This window comes from Providencia sp. PROV202 (assembly GCF_028479565.1).
Classification (GTDB): domain Bacteria; phylum Pseudomonadota; class Gammaproteobacteria; order Enterobacterales; family Enterobacteriaceae; genus Providencia; species Providencia zhijiangensis.
In genome coordinates this window covers 122,562-147,455 of the sequence record NZ_JAMPNV010000014.1, presented here as the reverse complement: position 1 = coordinate 147,455, position 24,894 = coordinate 122,562, and the positions used below count along the sequence as shown (strand labels likewise).

The window sequence follows — 24,894 nt, the reverse complement described above, 5'->3', positions numbered from 1 at the left end:
ACTGACCGACGGTCAATCGATATTGAGAATAGAAATCATTTGTAATTAAAACGAAGAATTCTTTGTTACCTAACTATAAAAAAACGGCCTATTGGCCGTTTCATGTTCCACTAAGTCACTATTTTTTTAAACTTGGTCTATTTCACCGGTGTTTCATGCAGATATTTCCAAGCGTATTTTTCATTTTCAACATGAATACACGCGGTTGAAATTCGTAACGTCGAAACGCCATCATTGGTCTGCAACTCTTGGTATTGTACCCAGCAGTCATTGCCTAATTGCTGAATTGGCACTATCTGCTGAGTTGTGATGGTTAAATTAGGCTTCTTGCCAACATGTTGACTAAACAGCGCAGTGACATCTTTGTGGGTGATCCCCTGCCCTTGAATGGTGATCATTTTAAAATCCGGATCAAAGCTATTCAGTAAAAGCGGCAAACTCTCTCCCTGATTGCGCCCTGTAAATACATCCTCAATAGCCACATGTAAATCAATCACACTTTGTATTGCCAGCGACATTTTAGAATCCATCTATTTTCCCCTAATGACTGAAATTAACGATAGCAGCCCCAGAATAGCTGCAATGAAAAACGTATATTGATAACGAACTAACTCTGATGAAAATGAAATAAGGTTAAAGAGGGAAATTAATACCACCGTCCCCACACTAAAGGCCACCTGGCGGTTAATATTCCACAACACACTACCTTGCAATAAATCCTTATCTTTAAAGTCTAGTAATGCACTAATTTGCGCCGTATTCGCACTGATCCCACCGCCTGTTCCCATTAATAAATAAGCCATAATCAATAGCCCTAATTGGCTTTGGTTATCGACCCAAAACAAGGTTAAGATCCCAAGGCTGTGCACAACGATACCTGTAATAAATAGGCTTCGCTTACCCAGACGATGATAAAAATAGCCGCCAGTTACCATGGAAATCAGAGCACCCGCCGCATACACCAACATAAACATGCCCGTTTGTTGTGCATTAAATCCGATATTGTTTTGTAGATTAAAAATATTCAGTAAATTAACGCCCGTAAAAATTCCCGGTACCGCGTAATAAACAATAAAACCATTCCGTAAATTATAATTTTTGAGTAATTGCAGGTTTAAAATCGGTGCTCGGTATTTCTTTGCGTACTGTAAATAAACAATCAGCAAAGCGGCAGAAAGCGCAAAACTCAATAATCCGAGAGCTAAACTTTGATAATCATTATAAAGAGAGAATGACATCAATAAGCTCAGTAAACTGAAACTGACTAACAGCAAACCAATAATATCAGGCTTTTCTCGTACCTGTTTTTCACTGGATTTTACCCAGCCCCAAGCCAACAGTGCCGCCAGCAATGAAAACGGAAGATTAGCAAAGAATACCCATCGCCAAGAAAGAGAATCGATAATCATGCCACCAATTGCCGGAGAAAATGCTGGGGCAATTAAAGCAACCGTCATAATCATCGTCGATATCTTTTGGCGTTCTTGATTAGGAAATAGAGCAAATACTAAAGCCTGCCCAACAGGAATTAGTAATCCCCCTGCAATTCCCTGAATAAAGCGCCAGAAAATCAAACTATAAATAGAATCACTAAATCCACATAGCCCAACGGAAAGGGAAAATAGCAGCATCGAATAAGCCAGTAACTTGCGCTCCCCTAAACGACCCGCTAACCACAGGCTAACTGGCATAATGAGCACGAGCCCTAAAATATAGGCATTCGCCACCCAAGAGACCATCGACTGGCTCGCCGAAAATGCCGAAGCGATGTCTGGCAATGCAATGGCAGACATAAAAATGTTAATACAATCAATGAAAAAGCCGAGAAGAAATACTGTAGCGATTTGATAACGGTATGACATAGCTACCTCCGGTCGCAAAGAGTAGAGTGCACCCCTTCTCCTGTCGATGCAAAGGAAGTAAAATCATTGTTTAACAAAATCAAACAATCGAGTGGATTATGCAAAAAAATCTCAAGCAAATTACCAGCTTTCTTCAAGTTGTCGATTCTGGTTCATTTACCAAAGCCGCAGAAGTCTTAGAGCTAAGCCGTTCGATGGTCAGTATTGATGTTAAACAGCTCGAAAAAAGCTTAAATGTCAGCTTATTGGTGCGAAATACCCGCAATATTGCGCTCACTGAGGTGGGAAAATATTTCTACGATGATTTTAAACGGATTCAATTACAGATAGAGGAAGCCTTTGAGAGAAGCCAAAATTTAGCAACCAACATAACTGGCACATTACGTTTCTCTTCAACCAATGAATTTGGCCAGCGTTACATTTTACCTTTGCTCCCAGCATTTTGCCGGCAATACCCTCAACTGCGTCTACAATACAGCTTCAACTCTTCTTTTGATGATTTATTAGCTGAAAAGCTGGATATTGCGATTCGATTAGGGAATTTAAAAAATTCATCATTAAAATCCCGTAAGCTCGGAGAATATGCAATTTATTTGGTCGCCACCCCCCAGTTTACCAATCAATATTCTATTAAAAATATCGAGGACTTAGCGCATATTCCATGGGTCACACATTCACTACTGAATTTGCAAGATAACCAATATATTCTACAAAATCGCCATGGTGAAAAGTTTGGGTTGCCCCTATTAAATAGCCAGTATGAGTCTAATTCCGCAGAAACTATCCGCCAGCTAGCATTAGCATCACTCGGTGCCGCTATTTGTCCCGCATGGCTAGTTGAAGAGGATCTAAACTCTCACCGCTTAATCCGTTTACTTCCAGACCTTGAGCTCCCCAAACAAAATATTCAGCTGCTCTACCCGAACACCCAAAATCTCCCCGCCAAAACACGGGCATTTATTGAGTTTTTGGTGGGAAATATTCAATAAATTTTAGATTTAGAGCAAGGTTAAATTATCTACATTATTCGGTAATTTATTGTCTCTATTCCATTCGAAAACTAGCAACGTCATATCATCTTTCACTAAACATGAATCACCTGATAAAACACTTTGCTGTTGTTCATGTGTACATTCCGCCCAAAAACCATCACTCGCAATTACTATCTGTCCTTCAAATAGTTCAATATTCTCCAGACAATCTAATATCAAATTTCGCTGTAAATTAAAGTTTCGAGTAACTATTTTTCTTCTTTCATCTTGAAGCATTTGGTTATTAAAAAATTCCCCAAATGGGTTAGCTCCCGTATGAACATTTGTAATCCAATAAATAGCCTCATTTTTATTATATATTCCTAACCTAACGTCTCCAGCATGGAAGCAAAAAAGAGCTTGTTCAAACTTGGCAAATATTAAAATACTTGCTTTTCCAATTCGATACTGTTTTTTCGTTTGTTTAAATGCCAATTGAATACAGTCATGAATAATCTTACTGCTGTATGTGGTTAAAGAGTCTATTTCTTTTGAAAGTATTTTAGAGAAGAAAGCTGCCATTTCAGGCTGAGCTGGCGATGAGGTAGATATATCAAAAGCGATAATAAGAGTTATTTTATCTCTGATAATAAGAGTAAAAACATCTTTATTACACGCTCTATCCTGACCAGTAACAGAATGAAATCTCCATGAAAATTTATTATTCTGTATTAATTTATGCATTCATTTAACCTGCTGTAGATAATATCTTCTCTCAAGCGATCACCTTGGGTAGCACTCTGTACAACCATTTCAAAATCATATTCCTCAATTAATTTTGACAATTCTTCTGAGATATAATTTTTTAGTTCAGTATCAGCATGTGAAATATCAACTACAATACTTTCTCTTCCATCAAAGAGATTCAAAATATCTTCAATATCATGACTACTCAGTAAATCCCCATTCCCCCTGCCCAAATAAGCTTCTAATTTAGTCGCAATAAAGTATTCTGGACGAATTAGTTTTATAACAATATCGCTTTCCAGTGTGTAGTCTAATGCTGTTTCAGCTGCTTTTTTATACCAAGAATTACTAAATCCTAATGCTTGTTCATCTATTGGCATAAAATCAACTTTTAATTCACCTAATAACATTCGGCATATTACGTCTTCGGTTGGATCCTCTTTGAATCCTTTATACCTTAGTGTCTCTTGTAACTGAGCAAATTTTGCATACCCCATAATATTAACGATTAAATCAACATCATCCGTATACCGGACTTGCTCCTTCGTAAATTCATCTGTAACAAATAACCCAGTTGTACATCCTCCAACAAACGTCACTTGCTGCAACAACTCATTTCCTAATGCTTTTGCCACCGTTAAAAGCATCTCTTTTTGCAAATTAATTGTACTCATTTGACCCCCTGAAAAATAATTTCTAGCTTTTCTAAAGCTAGGTTATGTTCCCTTGGTCGCCCAATTCTTATAGCATCAACTAATGCTAACATCGCATATAAGCGATTATCATTTTGTATCGCTTGGAAGATGTTCGGGTGAAGTGGAGTAATCATAACCCCTTTCGTTTTTCCTCTAGGGTCAGCCCACACTGGCGGGATCTCTCCTGATGACATTAGTGATCCTTTAAGCGCAGGTGCAGCAATAGAGGTTGTAATCCCTCGAGACAAAGCACCTTCTTTAGCAGGGAATACATATTTAATGCCATATGCAATAAACTCTAACAGCCCTTTTATATTCACTTTAGGGATCCCTAAAGCTCTATCTGGTTTTGCTAACCCCACGTCATACATACGATTTAAACTTAAGCTAATCTGAGACTTGCTAATTCCTGTATATAACTCAAGATTTCTAACTGTAAAACGATTTTGAATATCATTTTCTACTGTGTAGCTAGGTCTTAATCCCTTCTCTTTCCAATTTTCATGTTCGGCCGAGGATATTGAGGAAATAAGAGCATCATCATTGAAATTATTAGCAGAAACTCCCCCTACGTCCGTAATAGAGCCTCCCTCACTAAACGCCTCCCACCAGCCACCATTATGATTAGATAACTCAACAATATCGCTATCCGTATTCTTCCCATTTATCTCAATATGCATAGATATGATTTTGAGGAGAAGTAAAATATCTTGACTTTTCATGTTCCCTCCGACCATTCGTCCTAAGTCCTAGGACTAAAAACAATTATCATGGCAAAAAGGTAAAAGTCAAGTAGGGGACTTAATGAATATCGCGTAAGTGATGTCTTATACTACGCTCAAGACAGAGGTACACACTTTTTCCAGCAGCGCTTTATTGTGGCTAAAAATAATCATCGCGAGGGGGCGTTGCTGTGAAATACAGATCAAATGCTGCCACACTTCCTTTTGAAGATGAGCGTCTAATTGAGCCGTGATCTCATCAGCGATCAACACTTGTGTGCGGGGATCGAGGGCTCGAAGCAGCGCAATACGAGCTAACTCTCCACCCGATAATTCACTTGGGCGCCTTTCTAGCCATTGAGGTTTTATCGATAACCAATCTAACCATTGGGCATCCGGTTCCCACGCATCGCGTACACTGGAACCCACGGTACGATAAGGATTAAAGCTTTTTTCTGGGTGTTGCGGTACTAGCTGGATTGGGCAATAACCGCGGTGAGGAACAATCTCACCATTCAATAAAACTTGTCCATCAGTGGGCTTTTGCCACTGACCGAGTACACGTCCCAGCGTCGTTTTTCCAAATCCACTGGGAGCGGAAATACCAAGTCGTTCATTGTCTGCCAATGACAAATTCAGGTTATCCCACAATATCCTACCCGCTTGCTCAATACGCAGATTTTGAATCTCTAGCATCTGGCTACCTCCATTCATCCAACATCATAAATTGATGTTCCGGCAGAGCATTCCATAGAGATTGGATCCATTGTCCGCCACCACCTTGTTTGAGTTTTTGACTACTCAGTACTTCTTCAAGCGCACCATTACGCAGTAGTGCCACGCGATCGGCGAAACGCACCGCCATAGAAAGGTCATGAGTCACCCATAACACTCCGCGACCATCGCGACACAGAGATTTAATATTATCGAGCAATTGCACCGCATGTTCGTCATCCAGCCATGAAGAGATCTCATCAGCGAGAATATATTCCGCGCGAGAAAGCGTGGCGCTGCTCGCCAGTACCCTTTTAGCCATTCCCCCTGAGAGCTGGCTTGGGTAGTGATTCACAAGGCTCGATTGCAAACTGTATTCTTGTAGATGTCGTGCCACATCGTGCATTTTTATATGCTTCCCGCTGAGTACCGCGGCGCGTTCTAGCTGAGGACCAATCTGAATTAATGGATTTAATGCGCTCACACCTTGAGGCACGTAACACAACGAATTCCCACGATACTGGGATTTGGTTTTCTCTGTCAGGGCTTGACCATTCAGTTCGATATTCCCTTTACAGCGCATATTGTCTGGCAATAATCCTAATGCGCTTTGTAGTAATAAACTTTTACCTTCACCACTACCGCCAATCAGCGCCACCATTTCACCAGGTTGAATATCTAGCGAAATATCTTGCAGTAATGGAGACCATTGCTTTTTACCCAACCAACGATATTGCGCCACATCAATGGTCAGATTTTCAAATTTCAGCATGTTGCTCCCCTTAACCACAATTGTTGAGCCGATTTCGCAAATTGGTCAAATAGCAGAACTAACCCCATCAATGCCGCACCGGGGAAAACCACCATCCACCACGCACCGGTGCTCAAGTAACGTAACGCTTCAGAAAGCAAAATACCCAGCGATGGCTCATGGGGTGCTAACCCAAACCCGAGGAAACTTAATGCGGCACTGTGTAACACGGAGTGCGGAAACATTAATAATGTCCCGACCATCCATTGAGGAAGTAACATCGGTAAGTAATGGTAGCGTAAACGCTCAAATGCGCTGTTGCCAATACGATGGGATAACATAATGTAATCCGTTTGCTGAACCCGCAGCAGTTCAGAACGTAGAATCAGCGTTAATTTAGGCCAATGGGTTAATGCTACCGCCCAAATCACGCCCATTTTCCCGCCGCCTAGCGTAAAGCAAATCAGTACCAATAACAGTAAATGTGGTAGAGCGAGTAACGCGTCAATAATGCCGCGCACGACATAATCCATGCTTTTATTGAGCGAAGATAACCCCGCCATCACCAAGGCGATAATGCCACTGGTGATCGAGGCGGTTAAACCAATTTGTAAACTGGTGGCTAGCCCTTGAAATGTACGTTCAAATAAATCGCGCCCTAAATTGTCTGTTCCAAATAAATGCAACAATGACGGCGCTTGTCGCCTATCAAGCAAGCTCATTTCAATATCAGAAGAGAGCAGCCAAAAGGCGTAGCTACCTAATAAAATCAGGCAACTTAATGAAAGGAGTAGTTTGATCAGAGCGCGATTCGGATTATAAGTCATGATTCTCTTATCACTCCCTTATTCACCCGTTTTAATAGCAAATCTGCCATTGTATTACTGAAGAAAATCAGTACGGCGCAGAGCATCACAATCCCCATTAACAATGGCACATCTCCACGTAAGCCTGCATCAATAGTGGCTTGTCCTAACCCTGGGTACGCAAACACTTTCTCTGCTAATAATGCGCCACTAAAAAGCTCGCCAACAGAGGCAAACTGCAAGCAAATCGCAGGTGTGATAGCATGTTTAAGCACATGGAAGCCCATCATTGACCAGCCTTTATCCCCTTGCGCTTGTGCATAATGAATAAACTCGCTGTTCATCACTTCAGCCACTTTTGCGCGGGTATGTAAGGCAATGGTGCCCACGCCCAACATGCCAAGGGCAATGACCGGTAAAATTAAATGCTGAATTTTTTGTGAAAATGTGGCGGTCTGTTCATCGAGGCCAATCGGCCATGCACAGCAAATTGGTGCCCATTTTAAGGAAACCGCAAACAGGGAAAGCAGCAATAAACCTATCCAAAAGACAGGGATTGAGGCGAGTAGATAACAAAATGCCGAAATAACTTTGTCAGGCCAGCGGTTTAGGTAGCGCCCAGCGACTAACCCAAGCCCAAACCCGACCACACCGGAAAATACCCACGCACTGCCGAGCAATGCCAGTGAAGGAACAATACGGTCAGAAATCACTTGTAAAACAGGGGTATTATATAGCATCGAATACCCCAAATCCCCTTGAAGCATTTGTGAAAACCAGCGCCAGAACTGCATCCAGAGCGGTTGATCAAGCCCCCAACGCGCCGCAATCAGCGGGTATTGCTCAGGGGGCACATGCATCAAGTCGTTACCAATATAGGCTTTGATCGGATCAATCGGCGAGTAACTTAGCAGGATAAAAATCCCCAGCGCGGTTACCGTTAATAAGCAGATAAATCGCAATAAAAGCCCAAAGGTCGTTCGCATTACTTACAAGTCCACTTCCATTCATCGACGTTATTCAACACAGACCAGGATCCGTGAATTTCGGGGGCGCTTTTACCTAAATCAACACATTGATTTGATAAGTAAATATGCTGAACATTCATCAACCAAGCCCATGCCGCATCCCCTTGGATGCCCACACCCACTTTGCCGTTCCAGTCCACTTGTTGCCATAACGGGATAGCGGCATCTTGGTCTGGTTGGCGTAGCGCTTCTTCGATAATTTCATCCACCGCTGGGTTTTTATAGTAACCCGCATTGTAGAAGCCGACACCCGCGGCTTTGCTGCTGTAGTTATGGACTAACTCCATTGGGTCGAGGCTGCCCCAACCAAACAGGGTCGGATTGGCATGCATATGCAATTCAACCGTTTCCCAACTGCCTGATTTCAAATCCATTTCAATACCGAGCGGTTTTAAGCTTGAGCGGATCGCTTGAGCTAAATCGCGGCGAGTTGTGTCCCCACTGGCGTACCACAGAGTGAGTTTCGCCACTTTACCATTTTTCTCTCTCAAGCCGTCTTTATTCAGCTTCCAGCCGGCCTCTTCCAAAATCGCTTTCGCTTTGTCTAAATCCCCATCTTTGAATGACGATTTAGGGTTATTCCAAGGTAACCCAGCGACACCGGTATAAGCCGGAACAGCAAAGCCTTCAAGAACAGATTCTGCCAACAGCTTGCGGTCTAATGCATAGTTAATGGCTTTACGAATAGCCACATCGGAGGTGATGTCGTTACCGATTGGGTTACCCTGCGCATCTTTTTCGCCAGCAGGTGGAATAGGGAAGGAGATCCCACGGTTTTCCACGCTGTAACGTTCAATCAGCTTCATATTAGGGACATTATTGGCGTTGCTTGCCACTGCTGGTGGAATGCGTACAACCTCAAGCTGAGCACTCTGTGCAGCAGCAAATGCGGCATCTTCATCAAGGAACACAAACACCATTTTGCCGTAATCATTTTTAGGGCCGGCATAGTATGGGTTTTGCTCAACAATCAGTTGTTGACCCGGTTGGAAAGCCACTAAACGGTATGGACCTGCCCCAATCGGGTTATGAGCATACGTTTTTGCATCATACTTATCCGCAGAGACGATCCCTAACGATCCCAACACATTGATAAACGTACTTTGCGGAGAGGATAACGTGATTTTAACGGTCAGCGGGTCGATTTCTTCTGCTTTCGCGAAGTTACCCATATCCACTTTACCGCCGCTCGCCGCCGCATTGTTGTAGCTGAATACCACATCTTTTGCCGTTAACGATGAGCCATCCGAGAATTTCAGATCCTTTTTCAAGGTCAGTATCCACTCTTTACCATCTGCATTATGCGTGTAGCTTTCGAGCATATAACTGTGCCAAGACAGATCTGCTTTTTGCTTTAAGAGTGGGCTATGCAGGAGCAAATAACTGCCGTGACTCCAACCCAACATTGGGTCAAAACCTTCTGTGGGTTCTGCGCCAATGGCAAGTCGTAAAGTGTGTGTCGATGATGCGGGCTCAGCCGCTTGTGCTTGCAGGGTTAATCCCATTAAACACATGGCAACCGCTAATTTTTTAATCATATATCCCTCTAATCGGTGATTTTTTCATTTCGGTACCGTTTTCAGGTACCGTTTTTAGGGTACAAATAACTAACAAATTCGAGGTAATGGCTCGCTATGTGGCAAATCTAAAAGTCGGGAAGCACCAAAAATGCCCACCAGCTTCACCTGTTTATTTTCTGTCACACTGCCAATGGTTTTGGCATTAACGCCTAATGGATGTTGATGTAGTGCGGCTAAAACTTGCTGTTCAGCTTCAGGTTTCACCACAATCACTAATTTGCCTTCGTTGGCAAAATTAAGCGGTTCTAGGCCTAATAATTCGCATACGCCACGAACGGCAGAAGAAACGGGTAAATCCCCTTCGTTGATGGAAATACCGCAGCCACTGACCTGCGCAAACTCATGCAAAATGGCATTCACACCACCACGAGTGGCATCACGGAGTGCACGAACGCCGTCAATATCACGTAGAGGCTCAATAATCGGGGTTAAAACCGCACAATCACTGCTGAGTTGCCCTTCTAAACCGAGCTGTTCACGCAAGTTTAAAATGGTCGCACCATGATCGCCCAGTGTTCCACTGACAATCACTTTATCTCCCACTTGAATTTGCTGAGCGCCCCAATGAATTTCGGTTGGGATCACACCAATGCCTGCCGTATTGATAAACACTTTATCCGCCGCGCCACGCTGTACAACCTTGGTATCCCCTGTCACGATCTGCACTCCCGCCGCTTTAGCGGTTGCCGCCATGGATTCCACAATGGTTTGCAAATCTGACAGTGGTAGACCTTCTTCAAGGATAAAACCGCAAGAGAGGTATTTTGGAACAGCACCGCTAACCGCTACGTCATTCACCGTACCGCAAACCGCCAGTTTCCCAATATTGCCACCGGGGAAAAAAATAGGGTCAATCACGTAGCTATCGGTACTGAATGCTAAACGATCGCCTAATGCCGTCATGTCTGCGAGAGAAAGGCGCGCTTGGTCTTCACGTTCATCGAGAGCTTGGTTAGCAAAAGCCTGTAAAAACAGCTGTTCAATCAACTGCTGCATGGCTAGGCCACCGCTACCATGAGCCATAGTAACCACGTTTTTAGAATCCGAGCTCATTTTACGCCTCCCGACGATATTGGTAATACGCGGCGCAGGCTCCTTCAGAAGAGACCATCAACGCGCCAAATGCCGTTTGTGGTGTGCAACGTTGCCCAAACAGCGGGCATTCATTTGGTTTACAGCGCCCCGTAAGCACATCACCACAACGTGCTTGAGGGTCATCCGACACTTGATGAGGCTGGATATTAAAACGCAGCTCCGCATCAAAGGTTTGGTAATCAAGAGTTAACTGCACACCTGAACCCGCAATTTCGCCTAATCCGCGCCACTCACTGGTGGCTTTCAGTTCAAACACATCATCCAAGGCTTTCAGTGCCAGCAAGTTGCCTTCATCCGCCACAATGCGCTTATATTGGTTTTCTACCTCACAGCGACCATCCGCAATTTGATCCACCAGCATGGCAAGAGATTGCAAAATATCGAGGGGTTCAAACCCTGTAACTACCAGCGGTTTATGGAATTCTTGGGTAATAAATTGATAAGGATGAGCCCCAATCACCATACTGACGTGCCCCGGCGCAAGGAAGCCATCAATTCGCACATCAGGCTGTTCAAGCAGGCTACGAAGGGTTGGGATAATAGTGATATGTTGGCAAAATACCGAAAAGTTTTTCACTTGGCGTAAACGCGCTTGTTGTAGTGTCAGTGCGGTACTCGGCATGGTGGTTTCAAACCCCAAACCGAAAAACACCACTTCACGTTCAGGGTGTTGCTGGGCAAGATTTAACGCGTCTAAAGGTGAATAAACGATCCGCACATCCGCCCCGCGGCGTTTCGCGTCCAGTAAAGAGCCATTTTTACCCGGCACACGCATCGCATCGCCATAGGTGCAGAAAATCACTTCAGGACGTTCAGCAATTTCAATGCAGCCATCAATTCGTCCCATCGGCAGTACACAGACAGGGCAACCTGGTCCGTGCACAAATTCAATTTCAGGAGGAAGAAGCTGGTCGATACCAAACTTAAAGATAGCGTGGGTGTGACCACCGCACACTTCCATTAACTGCAATGGGCGCTGCTTGGCTCTTGGGATATCCGCAATACGCTTGCGGATATGCGCCAATAAGGCTTTTGCCAAGGCAGGGTCGCGAAACTCATCGACGTACTGCATCTGTTGCTCCCGAATTTAGCCCTGTAAAGTCCCCCACTTCATGGTCTAACTGGCTCATCGCCGTTAGCGCATCAAGGGTGGCTTGAGCCTCTTCTTCGTTAATCACACTCATTGCAAAGCCAACGTGTACCAAGACCCATTGACCTAGCAGATCCGCCGTGTCACCTTCACAAATTAGCCCAATATTCACGTCGCGTTTTACTCCACAGACGTCAACTTGCGCCAATTGGTGGACATCTTCGCCCACCGCAACGATTTTACCCGGTATTCCTAAGCACATAGCTGAGTCTCCAGCCATGCTAACCAAGCATCCATCCCTTCACCGCTAGTGGCAGAGACTTTAATCACTTGGATATTCGGATTCACCCGTTTTGCATTGGCAATGCATGCTTCGACATCAAAATGCAGGTACGGCAGCAAGTCGATTTTATTGAGGATCATAATGTCTGATGCCGCAAACATATGCGGGTATTTTAAGGGTTTGTCTTCACCTTCAGTGACAGACAGCACCGCAACTTTATGACGTTCCCCCAGATCAAAACTCGCCGGACAGACTAAGTTCCCAACGTTTTCAATGAATAGCAGGCTGTTCTCATCCAAACCTAAACGGTCAACCGCATCATGCACCATTTGCGCATCTAAGTGGCAGCCTTTACCAGTATTAACCTGAATGGCAGGTACGCCCGTTTCACGAATACGCTGAGCATCATTGGTGGTCTGCTGATCCCCTTCAATCACTGCGCAGTTCAATTTGTCACGCAGACGCAACAAGGTCTCAGTCAGTAAGGTAGTTTTACCGGAGCCAGGGCTCGACACGAGATTCAATGCTAAAATATTTTTTGCCGCAAAATCTTCGCGGTTATGCTCGGCTAGATGGTTGTTTTTATCCAGAACATCCATCTCAATTTGTAACATGCGTTTTTGGCTGATACCCGGCGCATGGGTTCCCGCTTCACCTTGACCATAATCGAGGTCATGGTGGTCACCTGCGGGGGCAAAAGTGGATTCCGCTTCATGGCTATGATCATGAGCATGTTCATGGGAATGCGGATGCTCGTGCTTATGTTTATGCTTATGTTTTTCAATCTTCACGCCACAGGTTTCGGGCTCAGATTGATAGTAGTGGTTCACATCACCTTGGTGGTAATAATGGTGATGAATAATCACCGTTTTACCACTATGTTCTTCCGCATGACTGTGGTCATGGTGATGATGGTCGTGGTCATGATGGTCATGCCCATGAGAATGTTGAGCGTGGTGATGATCATGGTCATGAGAATGATGGTGATCATGTCCATGGTGGTGGTCATGATCATGGTGATGTTGGTGCTCATCACCTTCAATTCTGCGCTCTCCCGAAGCACAGCCACAAGTACTACACATAATGATTACTCCATAAGTGAGTGATGAAGTTAGCTTAGTGCAACATCAGAAAAATAGGTTGATTCACCGCAAGGTCAATTCACAATTTTCGCTCTAAATCACACAAAAGGTTCTTAGATCAAAAATCTATTCGATTTCTAATTCTTTGATTCGCAGGCTGTCACCGTTCTCAACTTTAAGATTAAAACCGTGACATTTAGGACAAGCGGCGTCGTGAGTGTGAACATCAACACTTTCACTACAATCCCAACACCATGCTTGAGCAGGACGATACAGGATATGCAATTGACTACCGTGTGCCACAGTTCCGCGGCACGCGATATCAAAACAAAAACGAAGGGCGCTCTCTTCAATACAGGAGAGCGCGCCAATTTCCAACCAAACGCCGGTCACCTTTTTCACCTGATGCTGTCTTACTTGCTGTTCAATGATCTCAACAGCACTTTGGCATAAAGAGACTTCATGCATTATTGGTCTCCCAGATAACGAGCGAACACAGCACGACGTTCCGGTGATTTAGGGACATTAGGATCTGTCACAGGTAAAGAGAGCAACATCCGCGCGCAGTCATCAGCCAAATGTTCACCCTGCGTTGCAGTTAGCTTTCTGTCTAATGGCGACATTAATGAACACGCCAAATATTGAGTTAGTCCTTCCAGTTCCCCAACGGTGTAAGTCATTTCGCCATAAGGGAGAATCAAACCGAGTTTCTCCCCAACAACACGATGCTCCCAATATTGGTCAGGACCCGGCAAGATGATCGCACTCAACATCCAAGGGGTGATAACCGCCCCTACCCATTGATTTTCAAATAACGAAAATGCACTGGCATAGATGCCCATCGTCGGATGCAAGAAAGACAAATCATGCATCGATTGCTGGGCAACTCGTTCAAAAGCAGCCTGAACCAGAGGCTGCGGATTTTGAGAGTAACCTTGGATTTCTTTTGGCATGGATTCATTAGGCATGGAGACACTCTTCTTTTGCGATAATCTCTAACCCTTCACTGCGTAGCACTTCGATCACTTTTTGCAGTGCAGGCTCTAATGCAGCTTGCCCCGTCGCCGTTAAACCGATATTCGGTTCTAGCGATTCAGGCACAATCCCCACCAGTGTCAGACGCTTTGGAAACTCATCGGTTAGGTGCAACGCCGATAACACATCGGAAAGCCCTAACTGATGGGGTGAGATTTTACGGGTAAACAGCGCGGGTACTTCAGCATCGCGCAGAACTAAAATGCTGCCAGGCTGCTGACTCGACAGCACTACATCCGCAATAATCAGATGGTCACGATCCGCCATGGCGCCAATCAGCTCCATACCTGCCGTTCCACCATCCAATACCTCAACACATTCTGGTAAGTGATAACGTTCTTCGAGTGCTTCAACAATGCGCACGCCGATGCCTTCATCACTCAGCAAAATATTACCAACACCTAAGACTAATATACGCATTACAGCACCTTCACCTTGGTCACTTCGGAGCCTTCTGTATCGACGATATGCACAGCACAAGACATGCATGGGTCGAAGGAATGGATCGTTCTGACGACTTCCAATGGTTTAGATGGATCAGCCACCGTAGTTCCCACAAGCGCTTGCTCATAAGGGCCCGGCTCATCATTGAAATTACGTGGGCCTGAGTTCCATGTGGATGGAACAACGGCTTGATAGTTTTCGATTTTACCGTCTTTTACGACAACCCAGTGGGATAACAGGCCGCGAGGGACTTCACCGAAGCCAACCCCTTTGATCACCGTATCTTGTGGGAAGTTTGGCTTGATAAAAGTGGTGTGATCGCCTTTACCAATGTTATCTACCAGTGCTTGCCATTGAATCGACAGGGTTTCGTTTAATACGCAGCAACGAACAGTACGACCGATAATGCGACCTAATGTTGATTCGAGTTGGTCTTTGGTGATCGTGTTACCCGTTAAGGTTTGATATAAACCGACGACATCATTAAAGTGTTTTTCAGTTGGTTCATGTTTCGCTGCCAGTTTGCATAGCAAGTCAGCTAATGGGCCCACTTCCACGGTTTTATCATAGAAAGTTGGCGCTTTAACCCAAGAGTATTTACCGTCATCTTCCCAGCCAGTGTAGTCAGGAATAGTGGTACCTTCCCAAGGGGCTTGCGGCTCATTATCTTTGTACCAAGCGTGCTTGCTGCTCTCTTTAATACCGTTAATCAGGTATTCGTCAGTGTGGCTAGTGATTGGGCGATAAGTACTGAAATCCCCATTTTCCAGATAACCACCCGGTAGCAAGAAGCTGCCATTTTTGTTGTCCATTGGCATTTCAGGCACACACATATAGTGTTTGGCACCTTTACCCATTTCTAACCATTCTGGATAACCCGATGCAATCACCGCCGCGTCGATTTTGTATACTTGCTCGATAAAATCCCCTAAACGGTCAATAAAGGATTTCACGTACATTAAGCGCTCAAGGTTAAGCACCCCAAGACCATCAAGGTTGATTGGGTTAGCAACACCGCCCACCGCTAAGTTTTGAATATGCGGTGTTTTACCACCCAGCAGAGCCACTATGCGGTTAGCATCACGCTGGCATTCCAATGCTTGCAGATAATGAGCCACCGCAATTAAGTTCACTTCAGGCGACAATTTCATCGCTGGGTGACCCCAATAGCCGTTGGCAAAAATACCTAACTGACCACTGGCAACTAGATCTTTAATTTTGTTTTGAACGCGGGTGAACTCTTCAGGGCTGTTTAGCGACCATGTTGAGACCCCTTTGAGCATATTCGCCGCTTTGTTTGGGTCAGCTTTCAGTGCTGAAGTAATGTCTACCCAGTCCAGCGCAGATAATTGATAGAAGTGCACAATGTGGTCTTGGATAGTGTGCGCCGCCAAAATCATATTACGGATATATTGTGCGTTAACAGGCACTTCAAGATTTAGTGCGCTTTCAATAGTACGCACAGAAATGATCCCGTGAACCGTAGTACATACCCCACAAATACGCTGCATGATCATCCATGCATCGCGGGCATCTTTCCCTTTTACGATCTCTTCCATACCACGCCACATGGTGCCGGATGCCCACGCTTTAGTGACTTTTCCATCTTCGATTTCGCAATCAATGCGTAAGTGACCTTCGATACGAGTTACCGGGTCGATAGTTATACGTTGGCTCATGCTTTACCTCGGGCCTGAGAAGGACTTGAATTAGATTTTTTTATTGCTGGAATAATCGGCAGTAGGCGAACTAACAAGATGTATGCGCACACCTCGATGGCCACAAAACCGATGGAAATTAATATCTCTTCTGCGGTTGGGAAATAGTCATATCCACCGCCAGGATTGAAGGCGATCAGTGAGTAGCTCATACGCCATAGCGCAGAACCCAGTAACATGCTTAATCCACTGATATATAACCATCTTGAGTCAGTACGCAGAGATGGCATACGGAAGATAATCAGCGGGATCACCATTAATGCAGTCTCAATCCAGAACATCATGGCGTAGAAATCCATCGCCATCACATAGTGCATCTTGCCGCGGTAAATCAGTTCGCCGAAACGGCAAACCAAGAACAGTACTAAGAATACTTGAAGGATATTGGTTAACTTAACAAACAGAGGCCGTTCATCAGCCCCTTGCCCTTTTAACGCTGACTGCAATAAGGAGCCTTCAAAAATCACAATGGAGAACCCCATAATGAAGGCGGTCAGTAGCGATAATAACGGCAACATTTCATAGCTTTGCCAAATCGGATGAACCTTGTGCCCTGCGGCAATCATCAGTGAACCCATGGAAGATTGGTGCATCATTGGCAGTAACGCGCCCAATGCGATGATGAAAAACATCACTTTATTCAGGCGTTTTAATGACACTTTCCAATTAAAACGTTCACAAATTGCAGGGGCAAACTCCAGCGCCATCACACCGATGTAGATAGTCATACACACCGCGGTTTCAAACAGCACGGAGTTAGTATTAAAGTATCCTGGAATATAGAAGTAAGGCAGGTTCCAGTAGCGACCCACGTCGATGGTGATGGACAAACCACCGAGAGAATAACCAAACAGACTTGCCAGCAGTGCAGGACGCACTAACGGATGATATTCACCGCGGTTAAAGACATACACCGCCCACGCTAGTGCCCATCCACCACAAGCAAAACCAGTACCAATCAGTAAGTCGAAGGCAATCCAGATCCCCCATGGGTATCCACCGTTCAGATCAGAAACTGAACCCAGCCCAAAGACTAAACGTTTTACAATCAAAATCAGGCACAGGATGACAAACGGTCCGAAGACAATCACTGGCCAACTGACTAAACGCCCACCTAGCGGCTGCTCTTTATCATGCGTTGCCATTAGCGTCGTCCCCCTTGTCCTTATGATTTTGGTCGTCATGATTTTGGTCGTCATGATTTTGGTCATCATGCGTTTTATGGTCATGAGACTTATCGTCATGAGAATCATGATTCTTGGTATTGCGATACACTAAGAAACTCAGTCCCGCTAATGCCGCGAGAGGCAAAACCATGCCTTTATACAAGGTGTGCTGAACATTCTCAGAACGTGCACCCGTTGCCAGTTCGTCTAACTCTGGCAGTCCCAGATTTTGATATGGCACGCCAGAAAGCACCATGACCTGAGTACCACCGCCTTCCAATTCACCGTAAATATGCTGCTGGTATTTTGGTGCTGGCATCACATTCGGATCATTGTGATGGACTGTTTGGCGAGGGAAGCCGTACTCTTCGCCCACTTTCAGGGATAAACGTTTTTTCGCTTCAGCGAGAAGCTCTTCACGGGTACCAAAAATCACAGCTCCCGTTGGGCACACTTCAACACAACCCGGTAAACCGCCTTTATCTAAGCGCTCTACGCCTTTTTGGTTACACAGTTCACATTTATGAATTGCACCAAATTTGTCGTCATAAGCATATTTAGGAATGTTGAATGGACAGCCCACCATGCAATAACGACAACCCGTGCAGATATCTGGGTCGTAATGCACGATGCCAGTTTTCGGATCTTTGGTGAGCGCAGAAACAGGGCAAACAGAGACGCAGTTAGGATCAACACAATGCATACACTGTTTTTTAATGTAGGCGTAACCGTCTTTTTCCTGATCTTTATGTAAGCCTGAGCCATCGCTCCAAACTTGAATCACGTTGTTGGTGTATGGCGTCAGTTTGTCATTGTTTGACCATGTTTGAGGCCCAACAGGATTGCGCTCAGGATGGTTAATATCCTGACACTTGGTGACGCACGCCTGACAACCGACACAGAGTGTCGAGTCATACAACATACCCAACGCATTCGGAATTGGCGGTCTATTTTCCGCTCCCGCCAAGCTCGGTGAAGTGGTGCTTGCAAGCAGCGCTCCCCCTGCTGAGAGCTTAAGGAAATTTCGTCTATCCACGGTTATTCTCCCCGTGAGTTGGTATCATTTTGACGCTTTTGACGCCCTAACTCACGTACAGCCATCACACTGACACCCGCCACCAAACCGACCACACCACCGATTAAGCCCACGGCAGTTGCAGAAACTTGTCCACCTTCTTTGTTATTCAAATCCGGTTTTTCGGAACGTGGTGTTTGGTTTTCCACATTCGCTAATTGGTGGATACCTTTGTGGAAGCCCACATTTTCTTCATTACAGCCGTAGCATGGATGCCCGATAGCCACTGGCCACACGCCGCCAACGTCGCAAAATTGCAAGGTTGAACAATTGCCGTAAGTTTCTGGCCCTTTACAACCTAAATGGTATAAACACCAACCTTCACGGTGACCAGCATCACCGAACTCTTTTGCGAAGCGCCCCGCATCAAAGTGTGGACGGCGTTCACAGTGTTCATGAATTAATCGACCGTACGCGAACATTGGACGATTTTTGCTATCCAATGCTGGTGGACGGTTATAGGTGATCAGATGGGCAACTGTTGCTAAGAAGTTATGTGGGTTTGGCGGACAACCTGGAATATTGATAACGGTTTTATCTTTGATAACTTCATTTAAGCCAACCGCGCCGGTAGGGTTATCCCCAGCTGCCGCAACCCCGCCCCAAGAAGCGCAAGATCCGATAGCAATAATCGCAGCCGCACCTTCAGCAGCCATTCGGATATGCTCAACGATAGGTTTTCCGGCCACCATGCAGTAGATGCCATCATCTTTCAGTGGAATCGAACCATCGACCACTAAAACATACTTACCTTTATATTTTTCAATAGCATTATGCTTGTTCTCTTCAACTTGCTCACCAAAAGCCGCAGAGAGAACTTCGTGATATTCGAGAGAAATGGTATCGAGAATTAAATTTTCTAGGGTTGGGTGAGTCGCACACAGCAACGATTCTGTGCATCCTGTACACTCTTGAGCACCAATCCAAATGACGGGTGGACGTTCTGGATCACTCACCGCATCAGCCATTTGAGCGGCGGCTTTTCCACTTAACCCCATTGTCGCAGCAAGCGCTGTACACAACTTCATAAAGTCACGGCGATTAATGCCATGGGGAGAAAGAATAGAGTTATCTCCTGCCATTTCTATTTCCTATTATGAGTGGCTTAGAGCCTATTTATTAGGCTATTTTTCTTTACGATTTTGCATTCAAAAAATAAATAAAATCCCCCACATATTAGAAATGTGAATAAGAATTTAGGTATTATTTGTATTCAAAATCGCTTCACCAATTACACCTAATAAGCTGAGGCCTTATTAGAATTACCTGATGTGTAAATATAAATGAGATCCTAGTCCTACCGCTTTTTAATCACTTGATCTTCATCAAGAGCCAATAAGAAATTTGGTCTTTTTTAAATTTATGATAGAAAAATCGATTCAGCGACGAGTTAAAAGATTATTTAACTTTTCATGCTGTTTTCAATTTGTTTAAAAAAATGAGAGTTAAAATGTTAAAAACGATAACAAAACGTTGTCATATCATGATGTTAAAATAAAAACCACTCGTAAGGTTTTATAGACAAGTATAATTAACCGAATTTCGAGTAACGAATTATTCCAATAATGACCATTATGGTAAAAACAAATAAGAATTAATATCAATTAAATTAAATTAAATTAAATTAAATTAAATACGAATGAATATCAAAAATAAATAAAGCTAAATGTATTTATTAATATATATCTAATTAAAACAAATAAAGCCTGACTATTATTCTTGGTTATTTTTCTTCAATATTGCGGCAGCGATCGCAACTTGCCCCAATGCAAGTCCACCATCTCCCATCGGTAATTGACGAGCATGCAATACCTCAAGAGGCTGCAATTTCGCTATTAGTAAATGACGTAATAATTGGTTGTGCAGAACACCACCAGACAGCACCACGTGTTGAATGTTGTGCAATTTCGCTTGTTGCAATGCTAAATCTGCAAATCCTTGCGCTAATGCTTGATGAAAAGCATGGGCACGTTCAGCTCTCGGTGCACCATAAGCCAGCCATTCATGCCAGAAAGTGGTTAGATCCAATTGATTACCCACCACCGGCATTGTGACAGGATGCTGCTGAACTGAGCTTTGCAATGCTAACGCTTCTAGCTGACAAGCACCCTCGCCTTCCCAACTGGTTTGCGCAGGGCAGATCCCTAACGCAGCTGCGACAGCATCAAATAATCGTCCGGCCGACGAAGCGCTTGGACAGTTAAGCTTTTTAGCAATCGCTTTTTGTAATAGTGGATAAGCAAAAGGAGCAAGCTCCGAAGCAATGGGCTTCGCTTGCCAATCAGGCACAAATTTTTCTAGATGAGCCAATAAATTACGCCATGGTTGGCGAGACGCTAAATCCCCACCCGGCATAGCAACTGGTGGTAATCCGCCAAGGTGTTGGCTAGAGGCATAATCGACAAGTAAGCACTCACCGCCCCACAGCCGCTTATCATCACCGAAACCGAGACCATCTAATGCCAAACCAATCACTTTTTCATTACCTAACGGGATACCATGTTCCACCATCACCGCCGCAATATGGGCATGATGATGCTGAACGTGGATCATCGGGATATTCAGCTGCTCACTTAACGAATTACCGTAACGGTGGCTCACATAGTTGGGGTGCATATCCCCGACTAAATATTCAGGTTTAAATCGATAAATCGACTCAAACAGTGCAATGGATTGCTGATATTGTTGGTAAATATCGATATCGTCTAAGTCACCTAAATGCTGGCTCATCACCGCGCTTTTATCTCTAAGAAGACAAAAGGTATTTTTTAAATCCGCACCTAGCGCCAAAATAGACGGTGAGTTTTCAAAGCCCGCCGGAAGGTCAATGGCATCTGGCACATAACCTCGGGCTCGGCGTAACATTTCCGCTTTTCCGGCATGGTAACGCACTAAAGAGTCATCCGCCCGTTGAACAATATCGCGATTATGCATCAGCCAAATATCTGCGATATTCGCTAAATCCGTGAAAGCCGCTTGTTCCGCGAGTACGGGGGGTTTGCCCGATGCATTCCCAGAAGTCATCACTAATGGCTTATTCACCTGCGCCATCAGCAAATGTTGCAGCGGGTTAGAGGGTAGCATTACTCCAACTTCGCGCAAATGTGGCGCAATATTTTCGCTTAATACGCTATTTTCCCATCCGTGAATAAGCACTATCGGCGCCGCCGCACTTTCAAGTAACGCACGTAAACCTTCAGTAACATCAACCCCTTGAGCTTTTAGCCAGTCGATGGACGGGATCATTACCGCCAGAGGTTTGCTGGGACGGTGTTTGCGTTGACGTAATTGTTCAACTGCATGGAAATGAGTGGCATCACAAGCAAGATGAAAACCGCCAAGCCCTTTAATAGCAGCAATTTTGCCATTCAATAAATCCGCTGCCGTTTGTTCTAAGGCTTGATGGTGAACCGCTAGAACCTTGCCATTCTTGTCACACAGTTGGATTTCTGGACCACAAGCTGCACAAGCATTTGGCTGAGCATGAAAACGTCTGTCTGCTGGGTTTTCATATTCTTGCTGACATTCAGGGCATAAAGGAAATGCCGCCATTGAGGTATTGGGTCGGTCATAGGGCATTTGACGAATAATCGTAAAACGGGGACCGCAATGGGTGCAGTTTGCAAATGGGTAATGATAGCGACGGTTCGCAGGGTCAAACAGTTCGTCGCGGCAGGCTTTGCAAGTTGCAGCATCGGGGATAACTTGAGTATCCATACGTCCTGCGCCACTGTGGCGAATCGTGAATTTTTCTGGTAACTCATCCCATTGAAAAGGCTGAGATTGAATAGACTCAATATGTGCAAGCGGTGGGCAATGTTGGTATAAAAGTTGGGTAAATAAAGGAATATCCGCAGTCTCTAGTAGGCGAACCAGTACACCTTCGCCATCATTACAGACGTCTCCGTTCAAGGCACATTGATGGGCGAGTTGCCAAACATAAGGTCGGAATCCAACCCCTTGAACCTTTCCTTTGATACGTAACTGTATGCCGTTTTTCACTCAAATGCCCTCTGGTGACTAAGGCTATATTCTCGCGCTTCTACGTATAAATAACCTGAGTTCAGATCAAAAAATGGCAGAGTTTTAGTCTCGATGTATTGACCAAAACCCTGCCATTGCCTTTTATGCTTGAATACTAAGGGAGCTCAACCGATAACAGGAAAATACCTGAATACTCATCCGGAGCGAGATCTTTGGTTTTTCTTAATGTGCTGGAAACATCAAAAGTTTGTTTCACAAACGAATCTACCGAAAGTACAGTTGATGGCGCACCATTGACTTTAATTTCAGACTCTAGCCCATCAGCCATAAAAATGAAGTTATCGTTATCTAATCCTGCGACAGCAGAAATTTTAACATCCGTTGGATTTGTGCAGCTGATCGTAAAGTTTTCTCTCACTGTATGACCATTCATCGAGCTATTGGATAATGTGCCGTGGTCGATATAGTCTGGACCTTCAATATCACAGTTAGTAATAGCAGGGTCTAACGGTGAACAGAGAATTATTGGGTTATCTGCGGTTTGCTCACGCTGCATTTTTTGTCGATACAAAATACCTAAATTGAAGCAATATCCAACTCCAGGCCTTCTCGGATAAAACTGCCAACGTCCCGGAATTTGCCTATTTAAAACGTTATCTTTTTCTAATGCTCTAGCCACTTCACTGAACGTAACTGGGCTTTCATCCCATGAACTTCGTTCTCTTAATCTCACTGAGTGAGTATCAAAGTTAACAATGTGTGAGCTACCTGCACCATACCCACCATCTGCATAGGTTCCCCATGATCCTAACTCTATATCGCAAGGGCAACTACCTGTCGTTTGAACAGCCATCGGGCGATTATCGTGCTGTAAATCTCCACGTAAAATATATCGCGTATCCATCCATGCGCCATGGTCAGTAACAAGCTCACCTTGCGCCGCAAATTCAGCCCGCGCAAATTGAAAGGACGATATCGCTAACAAACAGATAAGAATAAGTTTTTTCATAATATCCTTAACAACCGAGTTATTCGTAATAGATATTAAAAGTAGTGGTGGCGCTAAAATCCCCGAGTTTAATACTTTTATTTTTGATTGCGTCTTCTTCCCCCAAAATGGAAGCTTTAAGTGGGATCACGCTAGGGAATTTATTGCCATTCATTCCAACGATAGGGTATTGGCTATTAATATCCACATTGCCATTATCGCTACTTAACACGATGGCATAACCCAGATCACCGGGGTCACCATCAATTCGTAACGAGCCTTTAATTTTCGGGTTACTGATCCCCGTAAATGACATCGAAAATGAAAAATCAGGTAAAAATTCGCACTCAGAGAGTGTAATTTCAAAGACTTCGGAAATATCTCTTTGACGATAAAGGTCTTTATCATTGACCTCATGAAATGGCACCACAAGCTCCTCGCCACCATTGACGATACAAGGAATGGCGTGCCTCAATACTCCAGAAAAATTCACCTCATCCGCGAACGCATTCCCAGAGAAATAAAGTAATAGAGTAAAGAAGATTATCTTCATGGATAAGCAACCGTTAATGTTGCGCTAGCGGTAAATTCGCCCGGGTCGACACGAGCAGAACTTGAGCTATTTTTTACTAATGCCGCCTTCAGATCAGGCGTTCTATAGTCCGATTCATAGGTGTATACAAACGTATCGTTCACTCTTAATGTGTTTGAATCATAATAAATTTGCAGAGCGATATCTTTTTGCTCATTGATTCTCAGCAAATCATTATCAAAGGAAGAGCGGGAGCCTTCAAAACTAAAAACGACATCCGTTCCTGAAGAGATGTTGTCACATTCCCACTCAAAATCGATATCTTCTATATATTTTGTACCATCTTTAGTTGGCACTAACGAAACCACTAAGTCATCACCAAAATCCACCTCAATCGGGCGATTATTATTGATGACACATGGCGTTCCCTCTATCAAATTTCCTCTAAAGTTCACTTTGACAGCCTGTGCGGTACTTGCATATGCCAGAAATAAAACGAATGATAACAAGAGCTTTTTCATAAGAT

26 protein-coding genes are annotated in these 24,894 nt (G+C 44.3%); 1 reads left to right on the top strand and 25 read right to left on the bottom strand.

Annotation, left to right across the window (positions count from 1 at the left end):
* Positions 1 to 137: 137 nt before the first annotated feature.
* A complete protein-coding gene (locus PR799_RS11185) occupies positions 138 to 530 on the bottom strand; it encodes a hypothetical protein (protein ID WP_272522063.1) in 393 nt (130 codons plus the stop codon).
* The gene (locus tag PR799_RS11180; RefSeq protein WP_272522062.1) at positions 531 to 1,862 is read right to left on the bottom strand and encodes an MFS transporter; all 1,332 of its coding nucleotides are present in this window, start codon (positions 1,860 to 1,862) and stop codon (positions 531 to 533) included.
* Between the two features lie 98 nt (positions 1,863 to 1,960).
* On the opposite strand from PR799_RS11180, the gene PR799_RS11175 reads away from it, so the two are divergent.
* A complete protein-coding gene (locus PR799_RS11175) occupies positions 1,961 to 2,851 on the top strand; it encodes a LysR family transcriptional regulator (protein ID WP_272522061.1) in 891 nt (296 codons plus the stop codon).
* Positions 2,852 to 2,860: 9 nt separating this feature from the next.
* Here PR799_RS11175 and PR799_RS11170 read toward each other — a convergent pair whose 3' ends face one another.
* From PR799_RS11170 to PR799_RS11060, 23 genes are all read right to left on the bottom strand, one after another.
* Positions 2,861 to 3,577, bottom strand: coding sequence for a PP2C family serine/threonine-protein phosphatase (locus PR799_RS11170; protein ID WP_272522059.1), 717 nt, complete (start codon positions 3,575 to 3,577; stop codon positions 2,861 to 2,863).
* Positions 3,565 to 4,254: a hypothetical protein gene (locus tag PR799_RS11165; protein WP_272522058.1), complete on the bottom strand. Its 690-nt coding sequence runs from the start codon at positions 4,252 to 4,254 to the stop codon at positions 3,565 to 3,567. Before PR799_RS11165 ends, PR799_RS11170 begins: the two co-directional genes overlap by 13 nt.
* The gene (locus tag PR799_RS11160; RefSeq protein WP_272522056.1) at positions 4,251 to 4,997 is read right to left on the bottom strand and encodes a hypothetical protein; all 747 of its coding nucleotides are present in this window, start codon (positions 4,995 to 4,997) and stop codon (positions 4,251 to 4,253) included. Before PR799_RS11160 ends, PR799_RS11165 begins: the two co-directional genes overlap by 4 nt.
* A 105-nt stretch (positions 4,998 to 5,102) precedes the next feature.
* Complete coding sequence (locus tag PR799_RS11155; RefSeq protein WP_272522055.1) at positions 5,103 to 5,693, bottom strand: ATP-binding cassette domain-containing protein; 591 nt, start codon at positions 5,691 to 5,693, stop codon at positions 5,103 to 5,105.
* 4 nt (positions 5,694 to 5,697) lie between these two features.
* Complete coding sequence (locus PR799_RS11150; protein ID WP_154627699.1) at positions 5,698 to 6,483, bottom strand: ATP-binding cassette domain-containing protein; 786 nt, start codon at positions 6,481 to 6,483, stop codon at positions 5,698 to 5,700.
* Entirely contained in the window at positions 6,477 to 7,289 is an 813-nt protein-coding gene (locus tag PR799_RS11145; RefSeq protein WP_154627700.1) for an ABC transporter permease, read from the bottom strand. The genes PR799_RS11150 and PR799_RS11145 overlap by 7 nt, the downstream gene beginning before the upstream one ends.
* On the bottom strand, positions 7,286 to 8,254 hold the full coding sequence (locus PR799_RS11140; protein WP_154627701.1) for an ABC transporter permease: 969 nt from the start codon (positions 8,252 to 8,254) through the stop codon (positions 7,286 to 7,288). Before PR799_RS11140 ends, PR799_RS11145 begins: the two co-directional genes overlap by 4 nt.
* Positions 8,254 to 9,834 carry an ABC transporter substrate-binding protein gene (locus PR799_RS11135; RefSeq protein WP_272522054.1) on the bottom strand — a complete coding sequence of 527 codons (1,581 nt, stop codon included), beginning with the start codon at positions 9,832 to 9,834 and terminating at the stop codon, positions 8,254 to 8,256. The genes PR799_RS11140 and PR799_RS11135 overlap by 1 nt, the downstream gene beginning before the upstream one ends.
* A 69-nt stretch (positions 9,835 to 9,903) precedes the next feature.
* A complete protein-coding gene (hypE, locus tag PR799_RS11130; RefSeq protein ID WP_272522053.1) occupies positions 9,904 to 10,929 on the bottom strand; it encodes a hydrogenase expression/formation protein HypE in 1,026 nt (341 codons plus the stop codon).
* A 1-nt stretch (position 10,930) separates the two neighbouring features.
* Positions 10,931 to 12,043: a hydrogenase formation protein HypD gene (hypD, locus tag PR799_RS11125; protein ID WP_154627704.1), complete on the bottom strand. Its 1,113-nt coding sequence runs from the start codon at positions 12,041 to 12,043 to the stop codon at positions 10,931 to 10,933.
* Positions 12,027 to 12,323 (bottom strand): hydrogenase maturation factor HybG, encoded by a 297-nt coding sequence (hybG, locus tag PR799_RS11120; RefSeq protein WP_036956233.1) that lies wholly within the window; start codon positions 12,321 to 12,323, stop codon positions 12,027 to 12,029. The genes hypD and hybG overlap by 17 nt, the downstream gene beginning before the upstream one ends.
* On the bottom strand, positions 12,314 to 13,426 hold the full coding sequence (gene hypB / locus PR799_RS11115) for a hydrogenase nickel incorporation protein HypB (protein WP_272522052.1): 1,113 nt from the start codon (positions 13,424 to 13,426) through the stop codon (positions 12,314 to 12,316). Before hypB ends, hybG begins: the two co-directional genes overlap by 10 nt.
* Positions 13,427 to 13,552: 126 nt before the next feature.
* Entirely contained in the window at positions 13,553 to 13,894 is a 342-nt protein-coding gene (gene hypA, locus PR799_RS11110) for a hydrogenase maturation nickel metallochaperone HypA (RefSeq protein WP_154603408.1), read from the bottom strand.
* The gene (hybE, locus tag PR799_RS11105) at positions 13,894 to 14,379 is read right to left on the bottom strand and encodes a hydrogenase-2 assembly chaperone (RefSeq protein ID WP_108478511.1); all 486 of its coding nucleotides are present in this window, start codon (positions 14,377 to 14,379) and stop codon (positions 13,894 to 13,896) included. Before hybE ends, hypA begins: the two co-directional genes overlap by 1 nt.
* A 7-nt stretch (positions 14,380 to 14,386) precedes the next feature.
* Positions 14,387 to 14,881, bottom strand: a complete 495-nt coding sequence (locus tag PR799_RS11100; RefSeq protein ID WP_154627706.1) for a HyaD/HybD family hydrogenase maturation endopeptidase — start codon at positions 14,879 to 14,881, stop codon at positions 14,387 to 14,389.
* Complete coding sequence (hybC, locus tag PR799_RS11095) at positions 14,881 to 16,584, bottom strand: hydrogenase 2 large subunit (protein ID WP_154627707.1); 1,704 nt, start codon at positions 16,582 to 16,584, stop codon at positions 14,881 to 14,883. The genes PR799_RS11100 and hybC overlap by 1 nt, the downstream gene beginning before the upstream one ends.
* Positions 16,581 to 17,768 (bottom strand): Ni/Fe-hydrogenase cytochrome b subunit, encoded by a 1,188-nt coding sequence (gene hybB / locus PR799_RS11090; protein WP_036956223.1) that lies wholly within the window; start codon positions 17,766 to 17,768, stop codon positions 16,581 to 16,583. Before hybB ends, hybC begins: the two co-directional genes overlap by 4 nt.
* A complete protein-coding gene (gene hybA / locus PR799_RS11085) occupies positions 17,755 to 18,825 on the bottom strand; it encodes a hydrogenase 2 operon protein HybA (RefSeq protein ID WP_272522051.1) in 1,071 nt (356 codons plus the stop codon). Before hybA ends, hybB begins: the two co-directional genes overlap by 14 nt.
* A 2-nt stretch (positions 18,826 to 18,827) precedes the next feature.
* On the bottom strand, positions 18,828 to 19,946 hold the full coding sequence (gene hybO / locus PR799_RS11080) for a hydrogenase 2 small subunit (protein WP_036956217.1): 1,119 nt from the start codon (positions 19,944 to 19,946) through the stop codon (positions 18,828 to 18,830).
* Between the two features lie 631 nt (positions 19,947 to 20,577).
* Positions 20,578 to 22,866 (bottom strand): carbamoyltransferase HypF, encoded by a 2,289-nt coding sequence (gene hypF / locus PR799_RS11075; protein WP_272522050.1) that lies wholly within the window; start codon positions 22,864 to 22,866, stop codon positions 20,578 to 20,580.
* Positions 22,867 to 23,002: 136 nt separating this feature from the next.
* Entirely contained in the window at positions 23,003 to 23,857 is an 855-nt protein-coding gene (locus PR799_RS11070) for an MrpH family fimbial adhesin (RefSeq protein WP_154627709.1), read from the bottom strand.
* 19 nt (positions 23,858 to 23,876) lie between these two features.
* A complete protein-coding gene (locus PR799_RS11065) occupies positions 23,877 to 24,389 on the bottom strand; it encodes a fimbrial protein (protein ID WP_154627710.1) in 513 nt (170 codons plus the stop codon).
* On the bottom strand, positions 24,386 to 24,889 hold the full coding sequence (locus PR799_RS11060; RefSeq protein ID WP_154627711.1) for a fimbrial protein: 504 nt from the start codon (positions 24,887 to 24,889) through the stop codon (positions 24,386 to 24,388). The genes PR799_RS11065 and PR799_RS11060 overlap by 4 nt, the downstream gene beginning before the upstream one ends.
* Positions 24,890 to 24,894 lie beyond the last annotated feature (5 nt).